The 18,940-nt window shown below is 42.0% G+C and carries 14 protein-coding genes; 4 read left to right on the top strand and 10 right to left on the bottom strand.

Annotation, left to right across the window (positions count from 1 at the left end):
* Positions 1 to 362: 362 nt before the first annotated feature.
* The 9 genes from WN50_RS31835 to WN50_RS05230 form a co-directional block, all read right to left on the bottom strand.
* The gene (locus tag WN50_RS31835) at positions 363 to 530 is read right to left on the bottom strand and encodes a LysM peptidoglycan-binding domain-containing protein (RefSeq protein WP_082172323.1); all 168 of its coding nucleotides are present in this window, start codon (positions 528 to 530) and stop codon (positions 363 to 365) included.
* A 565-nt stretch (positions 531 to 1,095) separates the two neighbouring features.
* Entirely contained in the window at positions 1,096 to 1,299 is a 204-nt protein-coding gene (locus tag WN50_RS05260) for a hypothetical protein (protein WP_046280663.1), read from the bottom strand.
* Positions 1,300 to 1,468: 169 nt separating this feature from the next.
* The gene (locus WN50_RS05255) at positions 1,469 to 3,172 is read right to left on the bottom strand and encodes a trypsin-like peptidase domain-containing protein (RefSeq protein WP_235440837.1); all 1,704 of its coding nucleotides are present in this window, start codon (positions 3,170 to 3,172) and stop codon (positions 1,469 to 1,471) included.
* Between the two features lie 99 nt (positions 3,173 to 3,271).
* Positions 3,272 to 4,168, bottom strand: a complete 897-nt coding sequence (locus tag WN50_RS05250; protein ID WP_046280664.1) for a pentapeptide repeat-containing protein — start codon at positions 4,166 to 4,168, stop codon at positions 3,272 to 3,274.
* 63 nt (positions 4,169 to 4,231) lie between these two features.
* Positions 4,232 to 4,873 carry a beta-carboxysome protein CcmP gene (gene ccmP / locus WN50_RS05245; RefSeq protein ID WP_046280668.1) on the bottom strand — a complete coding sequence of 214 codons (642 nt, stop codon included), beginning with the start codon at positions 4,871 to 4,873 and terminating at the stop codon, positions 4,232 to 4,234.
* A gap of 170 nt (positions 4,874 to 5,043) precedes the next feature.
* On the bottom strand, positions 5,044 to 6,657 hold the full coding sequence (locus WN50_RS05240) for a B12-binding domain-containing radical SAM protein (RefSeq protein WP_046280665.1): 1,614 nt from the start codon (positions 6,655 to 6,657) through the stop codon (positions 5,044 to 5,046).
* Between the two features lie 130 nt (positions 6,658 to 6,787).
* The gene (locus WN50_RS05235) at positions 6,788 to 8,008 is read right to left on the bottom strand and encodes an RNA-guided endonuclease InsQ/TnpB family protein (RefSeq protein WP_049558262.1); all 1,221 of its coding nucleotides are present in this window, start codon (positions 8,006 to 8,008) and stop codon (positions 6,788 to 6,790) included.
* Positions 8,009 to 8,424: 416 nt separating this feature from the next.
* The gene (locus WN50_RS35830; RefSeq protein ID WP_072075546.1) at positions 8,425 to 8,604 is read right to left on the bottom strand and encodes a zinc ribbon domain-containing protein; all 180 of its coding nucleotides are present in this window, start codon (positions 8,602 to 8,604) and stop codon (positions 8,425 to 8,427) included.
* A 586-nt stretch (positions 8,605 to 9,190) separates the two neighbouring features.
* Entirely contained in the window at positions 9,191 to 9,478 is a 288-nt protein-coding gene (locus tag WN50_RS05230; RefSeq protein WP_046281686.1) for an RNA recognition motif domain-containing protein, read from the bottom strand.
* Between the two features lie 266 nt (positions 9,479 to 9,744).
* Between WN50_RS05230 and WN50_RS05225 the strand changes: the two genes are divergently transcribed.
* A complete protein-coding gene (locus WN50_RS05225) occupies positions 9,745 to 10,800 on the top strand; it encodes an AI-2E family transporter (protein ID WP_046281687.1) in 1,056 nt (351 codons plus the stop codon).
* Between the two features lie 118 nt (positions 10,801 to 10,918).
* On the opposite strand, the gene WN50_RS05220 is transcribed toward WN50_RS05225, so the two are convergent.
* On the bottom strand, positions 10,919 to 11,215 hold the full coding sequence (locus tag WN50_RS05220) for a hypothetical protein (protein ID WP_046281688.1): 297 nt from the start codon (positions 11,213 to 11,215) through the stop codon (positions 10,919 to 10,921).
* 313 nt (positions 11,216 to 11,528) lie between these two features.
* Here WN50_RS05220 and WN50_RS05215 point away from each other — a divergent pair, with 313 nt between their 5' ends.
* Genes WN50_RS05215 through WN50_RS05205 form a run of 3 tightly spaced genes read left to right on the top strand, consistent with a single transcriptional unit; the run spans position 11,529 to position 18,775 of the window.
* A complete protein-coding gene (locus WN50_RS05215) occupies positions 11,529 to 13,067 on the top strand; it encodes a sigma-70 RNA polymerase sigma factor region 4 domain-containing protein (protein WP_082172321.1) in 1,539 nt (512 codons plus the stop codon).
* Between the two features lie 16 nt (positions 13,068 to 13,083).
* The gene (locus WN50_RS05210; protein ID WP_046281690.1) at positions 13,084 to 14,133 is read left to right on the top strand and encodes a DUF1822 family protein; all 1,050 of its coding nucleotides are present in this window, start codon (positions 13,084 to 13,086) and stop codon (positions 14,131 to 14,133) included.
* Positions 14,099 to 18,775, top strand: coding sequence for an nSTAND1 domain-containing NTPase (locus WN50_RS05205; RefSeq protein ID WP_200906212.1), 4,677 nt, complete (start codon positions 14,099 to 14,101; stop codon positions 18,773 to 18,775). Before WN50_RS05210 ends, WN50_RS05205 begins: the two co-directional genes overlap by 35 nt.
* Positions 18,776 to 18,940: the final 165 nt, after the last annotated feature.

Genomic DNA, 18,940 nt, shown 5'->3' with positions numbered 1-18,940 from the left:
CCTTTTCCAAGGGGGATTTAGGGGGATCTCTCCGGGGAATTTAGGGAAATTAAGTCCCCCTTTCCAAGGGGGATTTAGGGGGATCTCTCCGGGGAATTTAGGGGAATTAAGTCCCCTTTTCCAAGGGGGATTTAGGGGGATCTCTCCGGGGAATTTAGGGAAATTAAGTCCCCCTTTCCAAGGGGGATTTAGGGGGATCTCTCCGGGGAATTTAGGGGAATTAAGTCCCCTTTTCCAAGGGGGATTTAGGGGGATCTCTCCGGGGAATTTAGGGAAATTAAGTCCCCCTTTCCAAGGGGGATTTAGGGGGATTCTTCCAAGGGGGATTTAGGGGGATTCTTCTCACCCACCCGATATTATAATTAACTTGGAATCGTAATATATTGACCCGGTTCCAAATTTTCCGGTAAAATATTACCATTAGCCGCAGCAATTTTAGTCCATAAATTTCGATCACCATAAAATTGTTCAGCGATTTTAAATAAAGTGTCACCTGCTTTGATTGTTTTGATAACATAAGTTTGAGACATGAGTTTTCCTTCCTGTGGTCATTGAGGTAGATGTTTTGTCACTTAAATGAGCGACACTAATATCAACATCACCATTTTTTAGAGATGTTCCCTTCAGGATATTCCGACTTACTGCACCTAAGCAAATGAACCAATTCACAGGCTGAAACCTTCTTCTGTATTGGGTTTAAGCAGTGGGGGAAATGATCTAACTTCGGGGATTCCCCGAACTTTATAAAGTCGCTTTGCTTAACAATTCTCGCGCTTCGATTCGACTTGTCTAATATTAACATTCGGGTGGGTATCAGCCAATAATTTGTTTTAAATATCTTTGATAAAATCTTTAAATACTTGTTGCTACAAATGATTGATAATATTACTGTAGGGGCTGCTTGGATATAAAGGTATGTTTCCCGGAAGTAACTTATATAAACCCGCTATTGCTGTTTGTATTTCATCTGTAGGGGCGGGTTCTGTACAAATGTATGTTTCCCGCAAGTAACCTATATAAACCCGCCCCCTATTGCTATTTGTATTTCATCTGTAGGGGCGGGTTGGGAGGTAATATTATTCCTAAAAGCGATCGCTAAAATTGAGTAATGTGTAGAAGTTCGCGAGATTCTTGCTTCACTAAACCATCAATCGCTGCATTTTGCAATTGAATAAACGCCTCAAAGTCTTCTCGACCATATTTAGTGGTTTGTAGAAGATTTCTTAACTGCTTTTCAGCATCTAGCGTTAAATAACCTGTCTCTAAGGTTTTTTGGACTAACTCGTGTATTACACCCATCCCCAAATGTCTCCTGTATCGGAAGCTTTTCAGATATACTGAATACAGCTTCTATTCTAGCCTAAGCTGAAAAAAAATTTATAATCTCTGGTATATTTTGCGCGGAAATTTATAATCCGAATTCAAGGAGTTTAGAATTCAGATGTTTTTAATTTTATTCAAAAAAAGATTACGGTTTTTTCCAAATTTTTACCTGACCATCCCAACCGCCACTAATGATTGTTTGTCCATCAGGACTGATATCAACCGCGTTGACATAGCTAGAATGTCCGGTTAAATTCCCTTGTAATTGACCTGTTTCTAGATTCCAAAGTTTAACGGTTTTATCCCAACTTCCACTCACTAACGTGCGATTATCGGCACTAATCGCCACTGACCAAACCCCATCGGTATGACCACTCATTCGACGAATGGGTTGTGCAGTTTGCAGGTTCCACAGTCCAATGGTAGCATCGGCACTCCCACTCGCTAAAATTTGACCATCAGGACTAATCGCTAAGGATAAAACGGGGAGAGAATGACCTTGTAACGTCTGAATTAATTCTCCGGTTTCCAGATTCCAAATTTTAATAGTATTGTCTTTACTTCCACTGACTAATCGTTTACCATCAGGACTAATCGCTATGCTACTGACAAGCTGAGTATGTCCGATTAAAGTCTTTAATAATTCCCCGGTTTGGATATCCCAAATCATCACTGTATTATCCCAACTTCCACTCGCAAGTTTACGACCATCAGGACTTATTTCGACGGATAAAACTGCGTTTGAATGTTCGCTTAAGGTGTGTAATAAAGGGGAAGTATCGGTGTTTAAAGCCACCATTAGATCCCAGAGTTTAACCGTTCCATCATCACTAGCCGTTGCTAAAATTTGACCGTTTGAACTGACAGCGATCGCATTAATTGAGCTACTATGACCTTTCCAGGTTTTCTTCAGTCCACCTGTTGCTAAATTCCAAACTGAAATACTGCCATTACTATTGCCACTAATCGCATAAGGAGCTACAATTTCTACAGATAGAATCTCGCCTGAACTTTCCTCTAAACTGGTCGCTAAAGCATAGGTTTGATTGGCATTAGAAATACTGCGATTAGCCGGAGTTGGAGCGGGTAAATTCGCGGTAGGTTGAGGCGGCGACGAAGGCGGTTCAGCAGCAAGACGTTCAGGAACAGTCGGTAAACTGGTGGCTTTTCGCCATGCTAAAAATCGGTTAATTTCGATTCCGGCTGAGACAATTTGATCGGGATTAACACCTAACTGAACAATCCCATTAATTCCGATGACATTTCCCGCTTCATTTAATACAGGGCCGCCACTCATGCCACTTCTGACTAAATTGTTATAAACTAACGTGTATCCTTGACGGGGTTCCTGTCGATATTCTAGGATGCCTTCTGTACTCAAAAATAATCGATGTCCCAGGGTACTCGCTGAACGAGGCCAACCCGCGACATAAACAACACTCCCCTCTTTAACGGTATTCGCATCGGTGAATTTTGCCAGGGGATAACGTTGGGAACTATTAAAGGGAACAACAGCTAAATCGAGTTCAGGAATTTGACGAATCAGACTATAATAAACCGAGTGACGTTCACCATCAGGAGTGATGACTTCATAATCCCCAACTTGGCTAACGACGTGCCAATTCGTGAGAATATAATAAGTATTTCCTTGCTTTTCAACAATTACTCCTGACCCCCCTTTCGGCCCTTCAATCCTCACCGTAATTTCACTGGCAATTTGATTAATATCTGTCGGAGTTAATGCCAACTGTTGAGGAATATTAGCTAAGGCTGAAAATCGCTCAATAGGTTCTTGACTCCAGACTGGAAGGGTGAGAACTAGAGTTAAACTGAGTGTGATTGGACTCAATTTGTGGGATAATATTTTTAGGAGAGTTTGGCTTCTCATCTCGATATCAACTGATTCAAAACAATTGTTTTTATAGAGGAAGCAATCCTCATCATATCTTTAGATTTTGAGGCTGGCTTCTGATAAAATTGCACCCTGAAGCTCTGTTTGACTCAAATCTACATGGCTGAGATTTGCTCTTTCTAAATTAGCTTTGTACAGATTCGCTCCTCTCAGGTTAGCATAACTCAAGTCTACTCCTTCTAAGTTGGCTTGCATCAAGTTAGCTCCCCTAAAATTTGCCCCTCTGGCATCAGCCCGAAAAAGATTAGCTTTGCAGAGGTTGCTAAAGCGAAAATCAGCCCGAATTAAGTTCGCTTCGACTAGATTTGCCTGAAATAGATAAGCCCCGTTTAAATGAGCATTCATTAAATTCGCCTTGTACAATTCAGTTTGATAAAGATAGGCGGAAATTAACTCAGCTTGCTGGAGGTTGGCGCTATTAAGATTAGCATCGCAAAGGGTGGCTTGATGCAAACAAACGCCTGTTAAATTGGCTCGTCTTAATTGAGCGTCACTCAAGTCTACTTGTTTGAGATTGGCATGGCTCAGGTTGCTACTAATCAAGTTTCCCTGACTCAAATCGGCTTTGTATAAATTGCTGTGAGTGAGATTCGCGCTAATTAAATTGGCTTCACTGAGATTGACTTCTATCAGGTTAGCATAACTGAGGTCTGTAGCCGCTAAATCCGCAGCTCGTAAGTTAGCATTTTGCAGTTGGGCTTGATGCAAATTAGCACGGCTGAGATGAGTTTGACACAGAGAAGCACCTTGGAGTTGGGTTTGAGAAAGATTGGCAGCTTCCAGGTGAGCGCCTTTCAAATCTAAGCCTTGTAAATCCACTCCTCTGAGGTTGGCTTCGTTCAAGTCGGGTTCGATTTCGGGGTAACGGGTTCTCCAAGTTGTCCAGGTGGTTATACCCCGTTTGAGTAGGGAGAGATGTTCGACATTAACCATACATAAAAAAGATTAACATTGACTCGAAATTGATCCGTATTTAAAAGGGTTTATTCAAAGGGTTTATTCATCCGTTTTCAGGTTAACACGCTCACGGCCGGAAATCTTTTCTAAGGCACTTAAAGCGGCTTTAGAACCTGCGAGGATATCTTGTTCTTCACCGCCGAGATAGAGTCGTCCAAAACTCCCGACGGCTTGAACTTGTAGGATATTAATTAAAGCAGCTTTTTCGGCTTCGTTGGCGGCTAGAGCGGCATAGGCGGCGGGTTCGACTTCGAGAACGTACAAAGTTTGACCGGAAAGCAATAGCTGTCCGCGACGATTTCGGTTGATTAATTGGGCTTGATGGGGATCGATATTACGAATAATTTGACTGGAGATTACTCGCGGTTTGAGGCGATCGCTTTCTTGGACACCTAAAGCCTCTAAAATAGCTCGACCTGCGGTAACAGTATCACCCTGACGATTTGAATGAATTTCTAATAGTCCATAGAGGCGTTCAACGAATAAAACACCCGGACGAACGGAGGTTGATTTGAGTGCGACATCGGTAATTCGGTTGATTTCAATTCCAGGTGAAATTTCAATCCATAAAGAAGCATCGCCTGGTAGGGGCAAAAATCCAAGTGCCACTGTTCCGATATAGGCGGCGTGCTGAGATTGTAGGTTGTCTAGATAGACATAACTGCGTAATTCTACACCCAAGACTGAACTCTCCGTTGATGACGATAAGCCCATTATGCCAGACTCTAAAACCAGAATCTACACCCTGAATAATAAATCTTTTTTTTGGGTTCTACTCTGGCATAAGTTGGGCTATTTTTTCAGGAAACAGACGCCAAAATTGATCGAAAATCGCTATTCGATTTTGGGGATTAGTATTGTTGCATTAAGGTTTTTTCCTCTGGGGAGAGAGCCGCCTTTGTTTCTGCCAAATTAGCCGGCTGTTTAGCGGTTCGTTGGGCGATGAATTCAGCTAACTGGGCTTCGATTTCATCTCGAACGGCTTGACGATATTCTAGGAAATGTTCGTTATGGGCGCAAAGGGTGAGATAATGTTCCCAGACCCCGGGATTGTGTTTGAGAATGCCGAATAAATGATGCCAGAATTTCCAGCGAGTATGACGTTTAAAGCCTTGCCGCCAAAAGACAATGGCGATCGCTTTTAAATCGGCTAATTCGGGCTGTTTAAAGGGGGCTTTACAGGGAGAGGGAGCGAGTTTTAAGAAGCAGCGATAAACGCGATCTAGGTAACGTCCGGGTTCGTAGAGTGTCCAAAAAGTGGCAATAAATTCTTGAGCGAGTTCTTCGATAGGGCGAGTCGGAATAAAGTTGATTAATGTGGTTTGATTGATATCTTGTTTGGAGTCTATCAGTAAACGATTTTCGGTTTCTAAACGATTCCATAAGCCCGTATTGGGTAAGGCTTGTAACATCCCAAACATGGCAGTAGGAATGGCAGCATCTTCGACAAACTGAATAATCCGTGTACCTGCTCCTGTTTTCTCACCATCAAACCCAATAATAAATCCCGCCATTGGTCGCAATCCCACCCGCATAATTTTATCAATAGAATCGCTGAGAGAATTGCGAGTATTTTGGAATTTTTTAGTGAGTTTTAGGCTGTCTTCGTCGGGGGTTTCAATGCCCAGAAAAACCGCATCAAAGTTACATTTGACCATCAAATCCATTAATTCGGGGTCTGCGGCTAAATCGATAGAGGCTTCGGTGTTAAAGCGAAAAGGATATTGATGTTCAGCTTGCCAAACTTGCAGGTCTTTTAACAGGAGTTTAACGTTGCGTTTATTGCCGATAAAATTGTCATCGACCATGAAGATTCCCCGACGCCAACCCAAGTCGTAGAGAACATCTAATTCTTTTAAAAGTTGGCTGGGTTTTTTGGTGCGAGGTTTACGACCGTAGAGGGTAATAATATCACAAAACTCGCATTGAAAAGGGCATCCACGCGAAAATTGAACCGACATCGAATCATAAGCATTCAGTTGTAATAAATCATAGCGAGGAATGGGTGTGAAGGTAATATCGGGTTTTTCGGTTGTCCGAAAGACTCCCGAAGTTTCGCCCCGTTTTAATGCGTCTAAAAATAGAGTTAGGGTGATTTCTCCTTCGTCTAAAATCAGAAAATCTGCCCCAGCGTCTAGGGCATCTTGGGGAACAGATGTGGGATAAGGCCCACCAACTGCGACTAATTTACCGCGTTGTTTGGCGATTTTAACTTGATGAATTAAATCACTTTTTTGAACAATCATCGCTGAGATGATCACTAAATCAGCGCTTTCCCATTCAGATTCGGTGACTTCTCGAACATTGCGATCAACCAGCGTAAAATGCCAATCTTGCGGTAAAATTGCAGCGACGGTAATTAATCCCAGGGGCGGTAATAAAACCTTGCGATTGACTAATTCCAGAATTTTGTCATAAGACCAAAAGGTTTTTGGAAATACAGGATAAATTAATAAAACTTGCATTGAATTTGAAGCCTCCCACAATCCACACTGATTTGGACTGATGATATTTTAACGGATACCAATATTCTGGAATGAGCTAGAATTCCCAATTTGACATCCTCTCCGCCGTAAACGACGGAGATTCCAAACATCACTGTTTGGGTTTCCTCTTTCTATGAGTTGACTTACTCAACTGGGTTTCCCCACTTAAGCAGAGGTCAGTCTCTCCAAAGGCGTTGATTTCCATCTGCCCGACGGTATTTGATAACTGTTTGAGTGCAGATTTCAGAATATTTTTGGCGGCGTTTTCATCCCGGTCTGCTACATACCCGCAGTGAGGACATATATGAGTCCGGGTGCTGAGAGTTTTGACAACCTTTTCACCGCAATTTGAGCAATTTTGAGAAGTATATGCGGGTTCAACAGCAATCACCGTCACCCCATAAATTCTCCCAAAATACTCCAGCCATTCTCTAAATCTGTACCAACCAGCATCATTAATTGACTTGGCTAAATGATGGTTTTTAACCAGATTGCGTATCCGTAGGTTTTCTATTGCTACCAAGTCGTTAGACTGTATGACCTGTTGGGCTAATTTACAAACCCAATCATTACGCCTGCGTGAAACCTTAAGATATTTTCTACCTAAACGATTTCTGGCTTTTTTACGGTTTTGACTTCCCTTTTTTGTTCGAGATAAGCGACGTTGCAGCTTTTTAATTCGTCGCTCATCTTTTCTTAGAAAACGGGGATTCTCTACCTGTGAGCCAAAAGAATCGGTGTAGAAATGGTTTAAACCGACATCCAAACCTGTTTGTTTGTTACTGAGTTCTTTGTTTTCCTCTCTGGTGTGGTCGATCAAAAATTGAGCATAGTACCCATCGTGTCTTCTAATCACCCTAACCCGTTTAATTTGTTTGAGTTGATAGAAGTGTAAATCTCGACTTACCCAAAGCTTAAATGTCCCTGCTTGAAACTTATCAGAAAACGTTAAATAGCCTCTATCCTCTGAAAGTTTCCATCCCGATGTTTTGTATTCAACAGATGCTCTGACTTGATATTTTTTAAACTTTGGAAATCCTTTTTTCCCCGGTATTTTTTGCCGACATTTTTGATAAAATCGTTCAATGGATGCCCATGCTCTTTCCGCCTGTGCTTGTCGAGCCATAGAATTGAGTTTGTTCACCCAAGGAAAACTAGGATTGTCTGACAGCAGTTTGCAGTAGCGATAGGCATCGTTACGACTTTTGATTTGACCGTCTATCCATGCTTTAATGATGCTATTGCGAACGAAACGACCAGTACGAATAGCTTCATCTAACTTTTTGTACTGGGCAACAGTTCCTTGTAGCTTCATTTCATAGACAATCATGTTTATCATTGTCGCTCCACGATAAGTTATTGTAGCATACAATAATCCGTCGTGAACGACCTTGCTCTAAACCTGCTTCTCTTGGTAACGAACAAAAACAGGACAGAATGCGTTCCCTGTCCTGCTAAGGCTTGAGCATACTTTCAGCTTGTGCTTTATTGACTCACTGTGAAGTCTTTGCTGATCAAGGCGGGAAACAGACAGTTATGATTAATCATCATTGAACTGAAGCGTTTCATCGCCGGGAGTTTCAATCACTTTGAAAGGTCAGGAATGTTTAGCTGCTATCGAAAACTGACATAATACGCTACAAAACGTATTAATACTTCGTTCCTGTCTTGCAAAGTTCCTTCTCGACGGAAACCGCCGAGATCGGACTTTGCGCTGCATCACCCCGGACTGTCGGCAGCACCCGGTCAGACAGGCTTAAACCGAATAGCCTCCGGCATCAATTCTAAATTCAGGCTCGCATTCAAATCACGGTCAATGCTTACACCGCAATTCTTACAATTGAAAACTCGTTCTTTCAGTGCTATTTCTTGAACGTGACCGCAACTTGAACAGGTTTTAGTTGACGGATAGAATCTATAGCGCAAAAACTACGATTGAACCGTACCACGAGGATTTATACTCGACTTGGCGGCGAAAGTTCGGATTAAGTTATCTGTAGGACAGCATAAATCTAGGCTACTCGCAGTCAAGTTCATCCGTTAAATCCTTATTCTATCCGTTTTTGGTATTGCTCGAATGTCTTCGACTATTTCTGACTGTGGTGAAAGTTCTTTTTGGTTGAGAACAATCAACTCACAATTTCTAAGGTCGTATCTACGCTGTCGATCTGGGGGTTTTGAGGGGGCGCGATCATAGCCTTGTTTCCCCCTAAACGCCTAATCCTAACATTTACCCCCAAATATTTAGCGGCTTGTCTTCGCGGCTTCAGGTACTTGGTCATCTAATTGTGGTTATTAACGCACCTAGAGTACCTTGTTGTACCTGAAACTGTCAATTAAGTCTTAGCTCTACTATAGGCTGTTGTGTACATCTTGAAAACCGGAAAAATATAAACCCCGTTTCGTTTTTCTCAGCCGCTCAATCAAAGATGATTACGGGAGTCTGCAACGGGGAAATCAGTTGAACTGACAAATGGGGTTGAAATCTGAATTTCAAAGATCAACAATCATTTTAGTAGCGATCTCGTCGGCGATTTCCTCCAAAAGAGTCTTTCTGTTCCCGAGGTCTTGCTTTATTCACCTTTAGGTTGCGGCCCATCCATTCAGCCCCGTCTAGGGCTTCGATAGCGGCATCTTCTTCAGAGTCTGATCCCATTTCCACAAAGGCAAAGCCCCGCGCCCGACCCGTTTCGCGGTCAGTAGGGATACTGACTCGCCCGACAGAGCCATATTCACGAAACACCGATTTTAATTCATCTTCTGTAACCTCATAAGCGAGATTACCGACATAAAGGGACATAGGGGATCTCCAAAGATACATTGGATTGAGAACATAGGGAGATTGGGGCGGGTCGGCTCTGTCTGATCAAACAGAACAATATTTTTTTACTGAAAGTAAAAATGATAACCCAAACCTAATCTCGAAGGCTATTGTAACACGGGGAGTTCGGAGATGGGTGATCGGCAATTTCCAAGTGAATGCGTTTGTACAAGCGAAATTTGAAGTCAAAGGGGTAGAAGAAATATTAAGATATCAGTTCAGTACCCCAATGGCTGTGCTGGTCTATGAGTTCAATTCAAAAACTGCCTCGCTGGTTTTATATTGGCCTAGCTTTTCCGCTTGTGTTTCTCAACGCTTGGTTTTTACTACTATTGTTTCAGTATTTACAGCCGATTCCGGGCATTGTGTTAACAGCAAGTTTGATTGCATTTTTGCTAGAATACCCGATTGTTTTTCTAGAGCAGCGAGGAGTACCGCGAGGTTTTGCGATTACGGGCGTAATGCTGCTGGCTCTTTTTTTGTTGGGAATTTTGGTGTTTGTTTTGAGTCCTTTGGTTCTGCAACAACTGATTGAATTTGTAAATCGTTTACCGGCTTGGATCGAAGAAGGACGAAAACAACTGGAGACTCTCGATGAAAAAACGATTCTTCAGTATTTACCAATGGATATTAGTGATTTGACGACTCAGATTACCAGTCAATTGTCTCGAGCGATTAAGTCTCTGAGTGCTGAAATTATTGACTTAACTCTGAACACGATTAATAGTGCTTTAAACCTGATTGTCACGGTTGTATTAACGTTTCTTTTGGTTCTGAATGGCGAGAAACTTTGGAATGGTATTTTAAGCTGGCTACCCTCGGAATGGAATAGTCAAATTCAGTTAACGGTTCAACAAACTTTTCGCGGCTACTATGCCGGGCAAGCCATTTTAGCGTTAATTTTTAGCATTGCGTTATCGGTGGCTTTCTTAATTCTCAAGATTCCCTTTTGGTTGCTGTTTGGGTTTGGGATTGGCTTGTCGAGTTTGATTCCTTTTGGGGGAACTTTTACTTTGATAGTGATTAGTACATTACTCGCACTGCATAATGTGTTTCTGGGCGTTAAAGTCTTAATCACCGCCTTGATTATCGGTCAGATTAATGAGAATGTTGTCGCCCCTAGATTAATTGGTGGCATTACAGGGCTTAATCCGGCTTTGGTGATTGTTTCTCTATTAGCTGGGGTGAAAATTGCTGGAGTATTGGGTTTACTTTTAGCTGTACCAACAGCGAGCATCATTAAGAAAACCGCCGATAATTTCCGCAGTTCAGGTGAGATTGAAAAGTCTCATTCTGTTTAACACTTTGAAGGATTTTATCAAGAGATTTATGAAGGATGGGAGTAACGGTTTAAGAGATAAATTCAAGACTCTTTAGGTGACTCAGATTTTTTGATAAAATCACTCCTCACCCCTTCACTTAGAAATCTCTATCCAATGGCAATCTGAGTGCAGGATGACTACTTAAATAGTTGAGATTATCACCCGCAAAATCCGGCAAAAAGCGCGGTTTATAGATGTTTTGACGAGAAATTTTATCGGCATCGGGAAATTCACGAGGGTTTGAGAACATTTTTTGAGCAATTTTCTCCTCTAAATTAACGGGTGAACTGCTGTGAGAAGGAGTTGTATCAATCTCTTTTACCGTCGATGAATTTTTCTCATACTGCTGAGAATTACAAGTCAGAAAAGAGACAATGGATGATAAAATATTCATACCTAATCTCCAGTTTTACAGACGGGATGATCAAGGCGGAGAGTTGTTGAGGAAAGTCAAACGTTTCTCCTAGCGTCTCAATAGGAATTCGCCCAGCCAGCTTATGCGGTCATTTGTAGGCAGCTATTCTCAACCGGTTCACCTTTCTAAAAGCCTGACTCAGAGGAAAGAGGGTCAGAAGTGTTTCCAAACTGCATGAGTTCAAAATCCCGACATCTATAGATAAAATATAGCCCAAACCGATAATAGGAGGTCACTTGAGGAAATCTATTTAACTCGGTTTCTATTCCCGTTGTTTTAGGAAAAACAAATCATGCGTGATTTTCGAGGTCGTGGTATGACAACAGTTTATCCAGACCCAAACCGCCCAACATCTACCTCCATAAGTTTATTTAATGAGAATTCAGTGTTTATGGGTGTCTTGTCGAGATATTGGAAGATATGCCGAATTCATCCAGCGAGTGAAAAGGCCGGATACAAAAATGAGGAGATTAAATTAGCACAAGAATTTATTCAAGAACATCGGCTAAAATTAGAATATTCATCCTTATCTAAAGAGTCCTTTGAAGCCCTGCTTTTGAGTGATTTTAAAACTGAAAATCCTCAGATAGAGATTCAAACTCGTGCTTTAGCTGGTCTTTGTTTACGTTGTGCTGTTTCTGAACCGATTTTAAGAGCTTGTCAAAGAATTGAAAATTTATTTGGATGCGGAAAAAGTTTTACTTACCGAGATTTATTGCCCTTTGTTTTGAATGATGACGGTCAGAGTCTGATTGTGCTTGAACAAGATGGAAAAACTCAACTGATTCTCAAAGAAGATCGCAGTCTTAGCCTGAACACTTATCCGATTTTTTCAGTTGAAATATTACAAAGTTTTCAAGTCAATCACCCGACTCGTATGAGTTTGAAAAACTGGGTCTATTGGAAAACAAAACAACATCCCGAAATTAAAAATTTTTTATCCGATTATGGATTTAAAAAACTTAGTGATTGGGCGTTGTTAAACCGAACGAGATCCAGACAACTTGAACAGCTTTCAACTCGCGATCGCTTGTTAGTAGAAGCGTTTCATGCAGTTTATCGTCGCGATCGCCGCCAACAACCAAAAGGAACTAAAAAATGTCCTGATCCAGATTCTGAGCAACTGCAAGAAATGTTAAGTCAACTCAAAGAAAACCAAGTCATTATTGGCAGTGAAGCTCAATTACTCAAAGACCTCAAACAAGTTGTAAAGCAACTTAGACAATATGAAATTTGGAGTACAAGACAACCGCTAGAAGTCTATAATAGTGAAAAGGAACAATATGAAATTCGCACCGATATTCAGCAGGAATATGAACCGCAAGTCGAAATTGACCAGCAAGAAATTGTTGAATTTTTACATCAGCAACTCCGAGCCGTTTTAAGCGAAACGATTCAGCTAGAAGTTGAGAAAAAGATTCAACAACTCAATAAAAGTCGAAGATATGCGGATAAAGCTTCTCAATTTCTCCCCGGTTTGCGCCTTTACTACATTCAAGGAATGTCACTGAAAGAAATTGCTCCTCTGTTGGGAATGAGCAGTTGGGATCAAGCCAGACGAATTTTAAATCCGGGTGAACTTTTAAGTAAAGTCAGAACTGTGACGATTCAAAATATTCTGGAAAAAGTATTGACAAAAGCTCACAAAATGGGTTTAACGTCAATTCCCCCAAAACCGGATTATTTAAACACAGTGATGCAAGCCATTGAAGCTTTTACCGATCAAGAAGTTTTTCGGACTGCGGTTGAAGAAATGCGAACCGGAAAGAACCGTTCTTTTAAGAGCATTTATGCTCAATATCTACGTGATTATCTGAGTCAAATTGTTTAGTTTATCGGAGTTTGCTATGTTCGGACAACAAAACGTCACAGAAGATTTAAGATTAACTTTACCGGAAGTAATCAATCTTGAATTTGAAGATTTTGAACAGGCGACGACTTTAAGTCATCTCGTCACCACAGAAGAAAAGCAATGGCAAACTTACTTAAATGCTTTAGCATTGTTGGGTTTAGAGCGCTGGTTTACTGAACGCTTGTCCTCAAAAACGGTTCGTCAAAATCTCGATTCCAGCATGGAAGAAATTGCTGATTTTCAGTTAGGAGAATTCAAAATTGGTATTATTTCTGTTGAACAGGTATTAGATGAAATTGTTTCTTTCCCCAGAGATATTTTTATGCAGCCGGAATTATTAGCTGACTTTTATGTTGTTGCTGAAGTCATGGAAGAACAGGAAGAAATGATTTTTAGAGGCTCTATCTCTCAACAAAAACTCTTGAATATTATTCGCGATCGTCATTCTTTTTGTCCCTCAGCTCAAGATTATTTTATTTCTCTAGATCAATTTGATATTGAACCGAATCATCTGCTGTTCTACTGTCATTTTTTGCAGCCTGAACTGAGAATTGAACCCCCAGTGGTTGTACCGCCAATAGTTAGTCCTCTTGTAAATATTCAAAATAACTGTGCCAAAATTTATCAGTGGTTTCAGGGGGTGTTTGAGTCTACTTGGCAACCGCTTGAAGCCTTAGTTTCTCCCGAACTTAGTTTAGCGTTTAATACTCGCTGTGTCTCCGAAGAAATTCAGCGTGGAAAACTGATTAACTTGGGGATGAAACTCAATAACCGTCGATTTATCATGTTAGTCACCGTCACGCCAGAACCCGATGAAAAACGACGAGTTTTAGTTCAACTTCACCCGACGGGAAATGATCAATATTTGCCTCCTTCAGTGCAATTGACTTTAAAATCTAAAACGGGTAAAATATACCAAGACGTGACATCCCGCAGCTTAGATAACTATATCCAACTTAATCCCTTTAAAGGCAAATCTGGAAAACAATTTATCATAGAGGTCAGTTGGAATGATACCGGAATTACAGAAGAGTTTGAACTCTGAACTGAGCCGAGTTGTCGTGCTGGGGTTGGGAATGGGCAACTTAGAAACAGGTTTTCCCCGTGTTTGTGTACAGATTCGCAATCAAGCCTCTTCAGTTTTAGCGCAATTTGTCGCCAGTTTACCGCCCGAACCCGCTTTAATCGAACTTTATCAAAGCTGGAAATTCGTCTATCAAAGCTTGTGTCAACGTCATGCTTTACTGTCGCTAACTGACGAAGAAGATGAGGAGGACGATGAACTTGAGATCGAATTTGGGGGCGTTACTAATGTTTCTCAAGTCAGTTTTCAAGAGTTAAGTCTTCAATTTCACAATCAACTCAATCATTGGTTAACGTCAGAATCTTTTTTACAACTCGAACAACAGTTACGTTCTCATCTTGACGCCAGCCAAGAAATTCGAGTCATTCTCGAAACTCCAGACGAAATCTTGCGACGCCTTCCTTGGCAAAATTGGCAATTTTTTCAAGATTATCCCCTCGCGGAACTCGCCCTCAGTCAACCGGAATATCATATCCCTCAATCTTCTCAACTCAAACCTGCAAAAACGGCTGTTAGAATTCTCGCAGTTTTTGGCAATAGTCGAGGCATTGATTTAACAACTGAGCGAAAAATGCTGCAAAATTTAACCGATGCAGAACCGCAGTTTTTAATCAATCCCACTCGTCAACAATTTGAAACTCATCTCGGAGATAGTCGCGGTTGGGATATTCTCTTTTTTGCGGGTCATAGTCAAACCCAAAGCCAAACCGGACGCATTTATTTAAATGACCATCCCACCGACAATAGCCTCACCTTAGAAGAACTCTCAACCGATTTAAAGCTGGCAATTTTTAACGGATTAAAACTAGCCATTTTTAACTCTTGCGACGGTTTAGGACTCGCCAAAGCCCTAGAACATTTGCATATTCCGACAGTTATTGTCATGCGCGAACCCGTCCCCAATTATGTCGCCCAGGAATTTTTAAAACACTTTTTAGAAACCTTTGCGGTTCAACGACTCTCTTTTTATCGCTCTGTTCAACAAGCCCGTTTTCAACTGCAAACCCTCGAAGATGAATTTCCCGGAGCCTCGGGACTACCGATTATTTGTCAAAATCCTTCCGTAGAAGCCCCGACTTGGTTACAACTCGGCGGAACTCCTCCCTGTCCCTATCGAGGTTTATTTGCTTTTAATGAAGAAGATGCTCACTTATTTTTTGGGCGAGAAACCTTTACCCAAACTTTAGTAAAAGCCGTTAATAGCCATTCTTTAATAGCCGTTGTCGGTGCCAGTGGAAGCGGAAAATCGAGTGTGGTTTTTGCGGGATTAGTGCCTCAATTGCGCCAAGATTTAACGCAACAATGGCAAATTATTTCGATTCGTCCGGGTCAAAATCCCATCGAAACTTTAGCCGCAGCCCTAATTCGTTCAATTCACTGGCAACCTGCCAACGATAGCGCCCAGGAAGAACCCTATCATCATCGTTTACTCGAACTCGAACTCGCCGTTGAACTCAAACAAGATAAACAAGCTTTAGCCGAAATTCTCTATCGCTATCTTCAGAACTTTTTGCATCGGCGTGTTGCCTTAATTATCGATCAATTTGAAGAACTTTATACCCAAACCTCTGAAGAAGAACGGCAAACCTTTTTAGAGGGATTATTAATTGCAATTAATCTAGTTCCTCGCTTAACATTAATTCTAACGTTACGAGCCGATTTTTATGGTTATGCCCTATCTTATCGACCCTTAAGTGATGCTTTACAAGGCTCAGTTTATAACCTCGGCCCGATGAGTCGTGAAGAATTGCAAAGCGTTATCGAACAGCCTGCCGCCAAAATGCAGGTTCAATTAGAACAGGGACTTACAGATACTTTAATTGCTGCAACATGGGAACAACCAGGACGTTTACCCTTGTTAGAATTTGCCCTGACACAACTTTGGTCAAAACAACAAAAAGGCTGGCTAACTCATCAAGCCTATGAACAAATTGGCGGTGTAGAAACTGCGCTTGCAAAACACGCCGAAGGAGTCTATAATCAACTCAGTTTACATGATAAATCAAGAACACAACGAGTCTTTTTGCAACTTGTTCAACCGGGAGAAGAAACCGATTGTCGTAGACTAGCAACTCGTGATGAAGTTCATCGTGAAAATTGGGATATTGTTACCCATCTGGCTTCGGTGCGTTTAGTCGTGACTAATCGCAACAATATTACAGGCGAAGAAACTGTTGAAATTGTTCACGAAGCCTTAATTAGAAATTGGCAGAGTTTAGAACAGTGGATTAAATCCGATAGAGAATTTCGCAATTGGCAAGAACAGTTACGAACTTTATTTCATCAGTGGGAAAATAGCGATTCTGATGCGAGCGCTTTGTTACGGGGAAAACTGCTAGCCGATGCTGAATATTGGCAACAAAAACGGCCGAATGAATTAAGTTCAAGTGATCAATATTTTATCGAACAAAGTATTACTCTACGTGATGCCGAACTTCAGCAGAAGAAACGACGCCGACAACTGACAATTTCGGGACTGAGTGGCGGTTTAGTGTTGGCTGTGAGTCTCGCAACCGTTGCTGTCGGACAATGGCAAAATTCACTCGTTAATGAAATCAAAGCGATTACTCAATCTTCCGAATCTCTGTTTGCCTCAGATAATCAGTTAGATGCGTTAGTTGAAGCCCTACGAGCCAAACAAAAATTACAACAATTAAGGTTACTAAATCCTACCCTAAAAACCCGGGTTGAACAAGTGCTTCATCGAGCCATTTATAATGTCGTAGAATCAAACCGTTTAGTCGGACATCAGGAGTGGGTTTGGCAAGTTGCTATTAGCCCAGATGGTCAAACCATTGTTTCAGCTAGTTCCGATAAAACCCTGAAATTGTGGAATATTGATGGCAGTTTACGCACCACAATTAACGCTCATCATGCCGACGTTTATGCCGTTGCCTTTAGCCCCGATGGTCAAACCATTGCTTCAGCCAGTCAAGACAAAACGGTTAAATTGTGGAATATTGACGGCAGTTTACGCACTACAATTAACGCTCACGATGCCGAAGTTTATGCGGTTGCTTTTAGCCCCGATGGTCAAACCATTGCTTCTGCGAGTCGAGATAAAACCGTTAAACTCTGGAAATTTGACGGGAGTTTAATTAGCGTTTTAAAAGGTCATCAAGCCCCCGTTCGAGGTGTTGCTTTTAGCCCCGATGGTCAAACAATAGCGTCAGCTAGTGAAGACAAAACCCTGAAACTTTGGCAGATTGAAACCCTGAAAACTCCAACGTTACAAACTACTTTAACCGATCATAGTCGGGAAGTCTTTGGCGTCACCTTCAGCCCCGATGGTCAGACTATTGCTTCCGCGAGTTTTGATGGTACTGTTAAACTTTGGAACCGCAATGGCACCTTGCAAAAAACCCTCACCGAGCATAATAATAAAGTGTATGCTGTGGCATTTAGCCCCGATGGTCAAACTTTAGCTTCCGTCAGTGCAGACAAAACCATTAAACTGTGGAACCGCAATGGCACCTTGCAAAAAACCCTGATTGGGCATGATAATGAAGTTTGGAAGGTGGCGTTTAGCCCCGATGGTCGAACCTTAGCTTCCGCGAGTGGAGACAAAACCGTTAGACTCTGGCAGCTTAACAACAGTTTCCTAACTCGACTGAGAGTTTCTGAAGACCAGGTTTGGGGAGTGGCGTTTAGTCGGGATGGTCAAACCATCGCTTCTGGGAGTCAAGATGGAACCGTTAAACTCTGGAACCGAGATGGAACTTTCCGCAGGAGTTTGCAAGGTCATACTGCGGAGGTGACGGCGATGGCGTTCAGTCCCGATGGTCAAACCATCGCTTCGACGAGTTGGGATAGAACGATTAAACTGTGGAATGCAGACGGGACGTTACGCACAACCTTGACTGACCATCAAGATTTAGTTTACGCTGTAGCCTTCAGCCCCGATGGTCAAAAAATGGTTTCCGCGAGTTCCGATAAAACGGTGAAACTGTGGAAACTGCAACCCAACAGCCCACCTGTTGTTCTCAAAACCCTCAAAGGCTTTGAAAGTCAGGTTTGGGATGTGGTTTTTAGTCCCGATGGTCAGAAGATAGCGGCAGCGAGTCGAGAGGGAACGGTGAAACTCTGGGATACTAACGGTGTGTTGTTAGGGACCTTAGAAGCTCATCAAGCCGGAGTGAAAGCTGTAGCCTTTAGTTTTGATGGTCAAATGTTGGCTTCCGCGAGTTCCGATCAAACGGTGAAACTGTGGAAGTTGCAGACCGATAAACCCCCAACTTTATTCAAGACGCTTAACGACCATAATGGGGAAGTTTCTAGCGTTGCCTTTAGTCCGAATGGTCAAACCATCGCTTCAGGGAGTCAAGATGGAACCGTTAAACTCTGGAGTAATAATGGGGATCTGCTCTCAACCCTTAACGCTCACGATGAAGGAGTTCGGGAAGTAGCGTTTAGTTGGGATGGTTTAACTCTCGCTTCTGCCAGTAATGATGAAACCGTTATTTTGTGGAATTTACCACAAGTTCTTGATCAAAGTCAACTGTTACGTCAAGGATGCGCTTGGGTGGAGAATTATCTTCAATATTATCCTCCAGTTCATCAAAGCGATCGCTCGATTTGTGATTCGATGGAAACGAAACCTTAAAAGGGTGTTGGGTGTAGGGTGTTGGGCGGGTTTATGTCACTTATTTGTGGGAAGACAGACATCTATTGACAACCAGCCCCTACATCACTCAGGGCTGTTTCATTCTCAACCAGAAATTTGATGACCTAACCCCCCAACCCCCTTCCCTACCTCACCGCAACGCCC

Source organism: Limnoraphis robusta CS-951 (assembly GCF_000972705.2).
The sequence above is the reverse complement of the archived record's forward strand: the minus strand, read 5'-3'. Positions and strand labels throughout refer to the sequence as shown.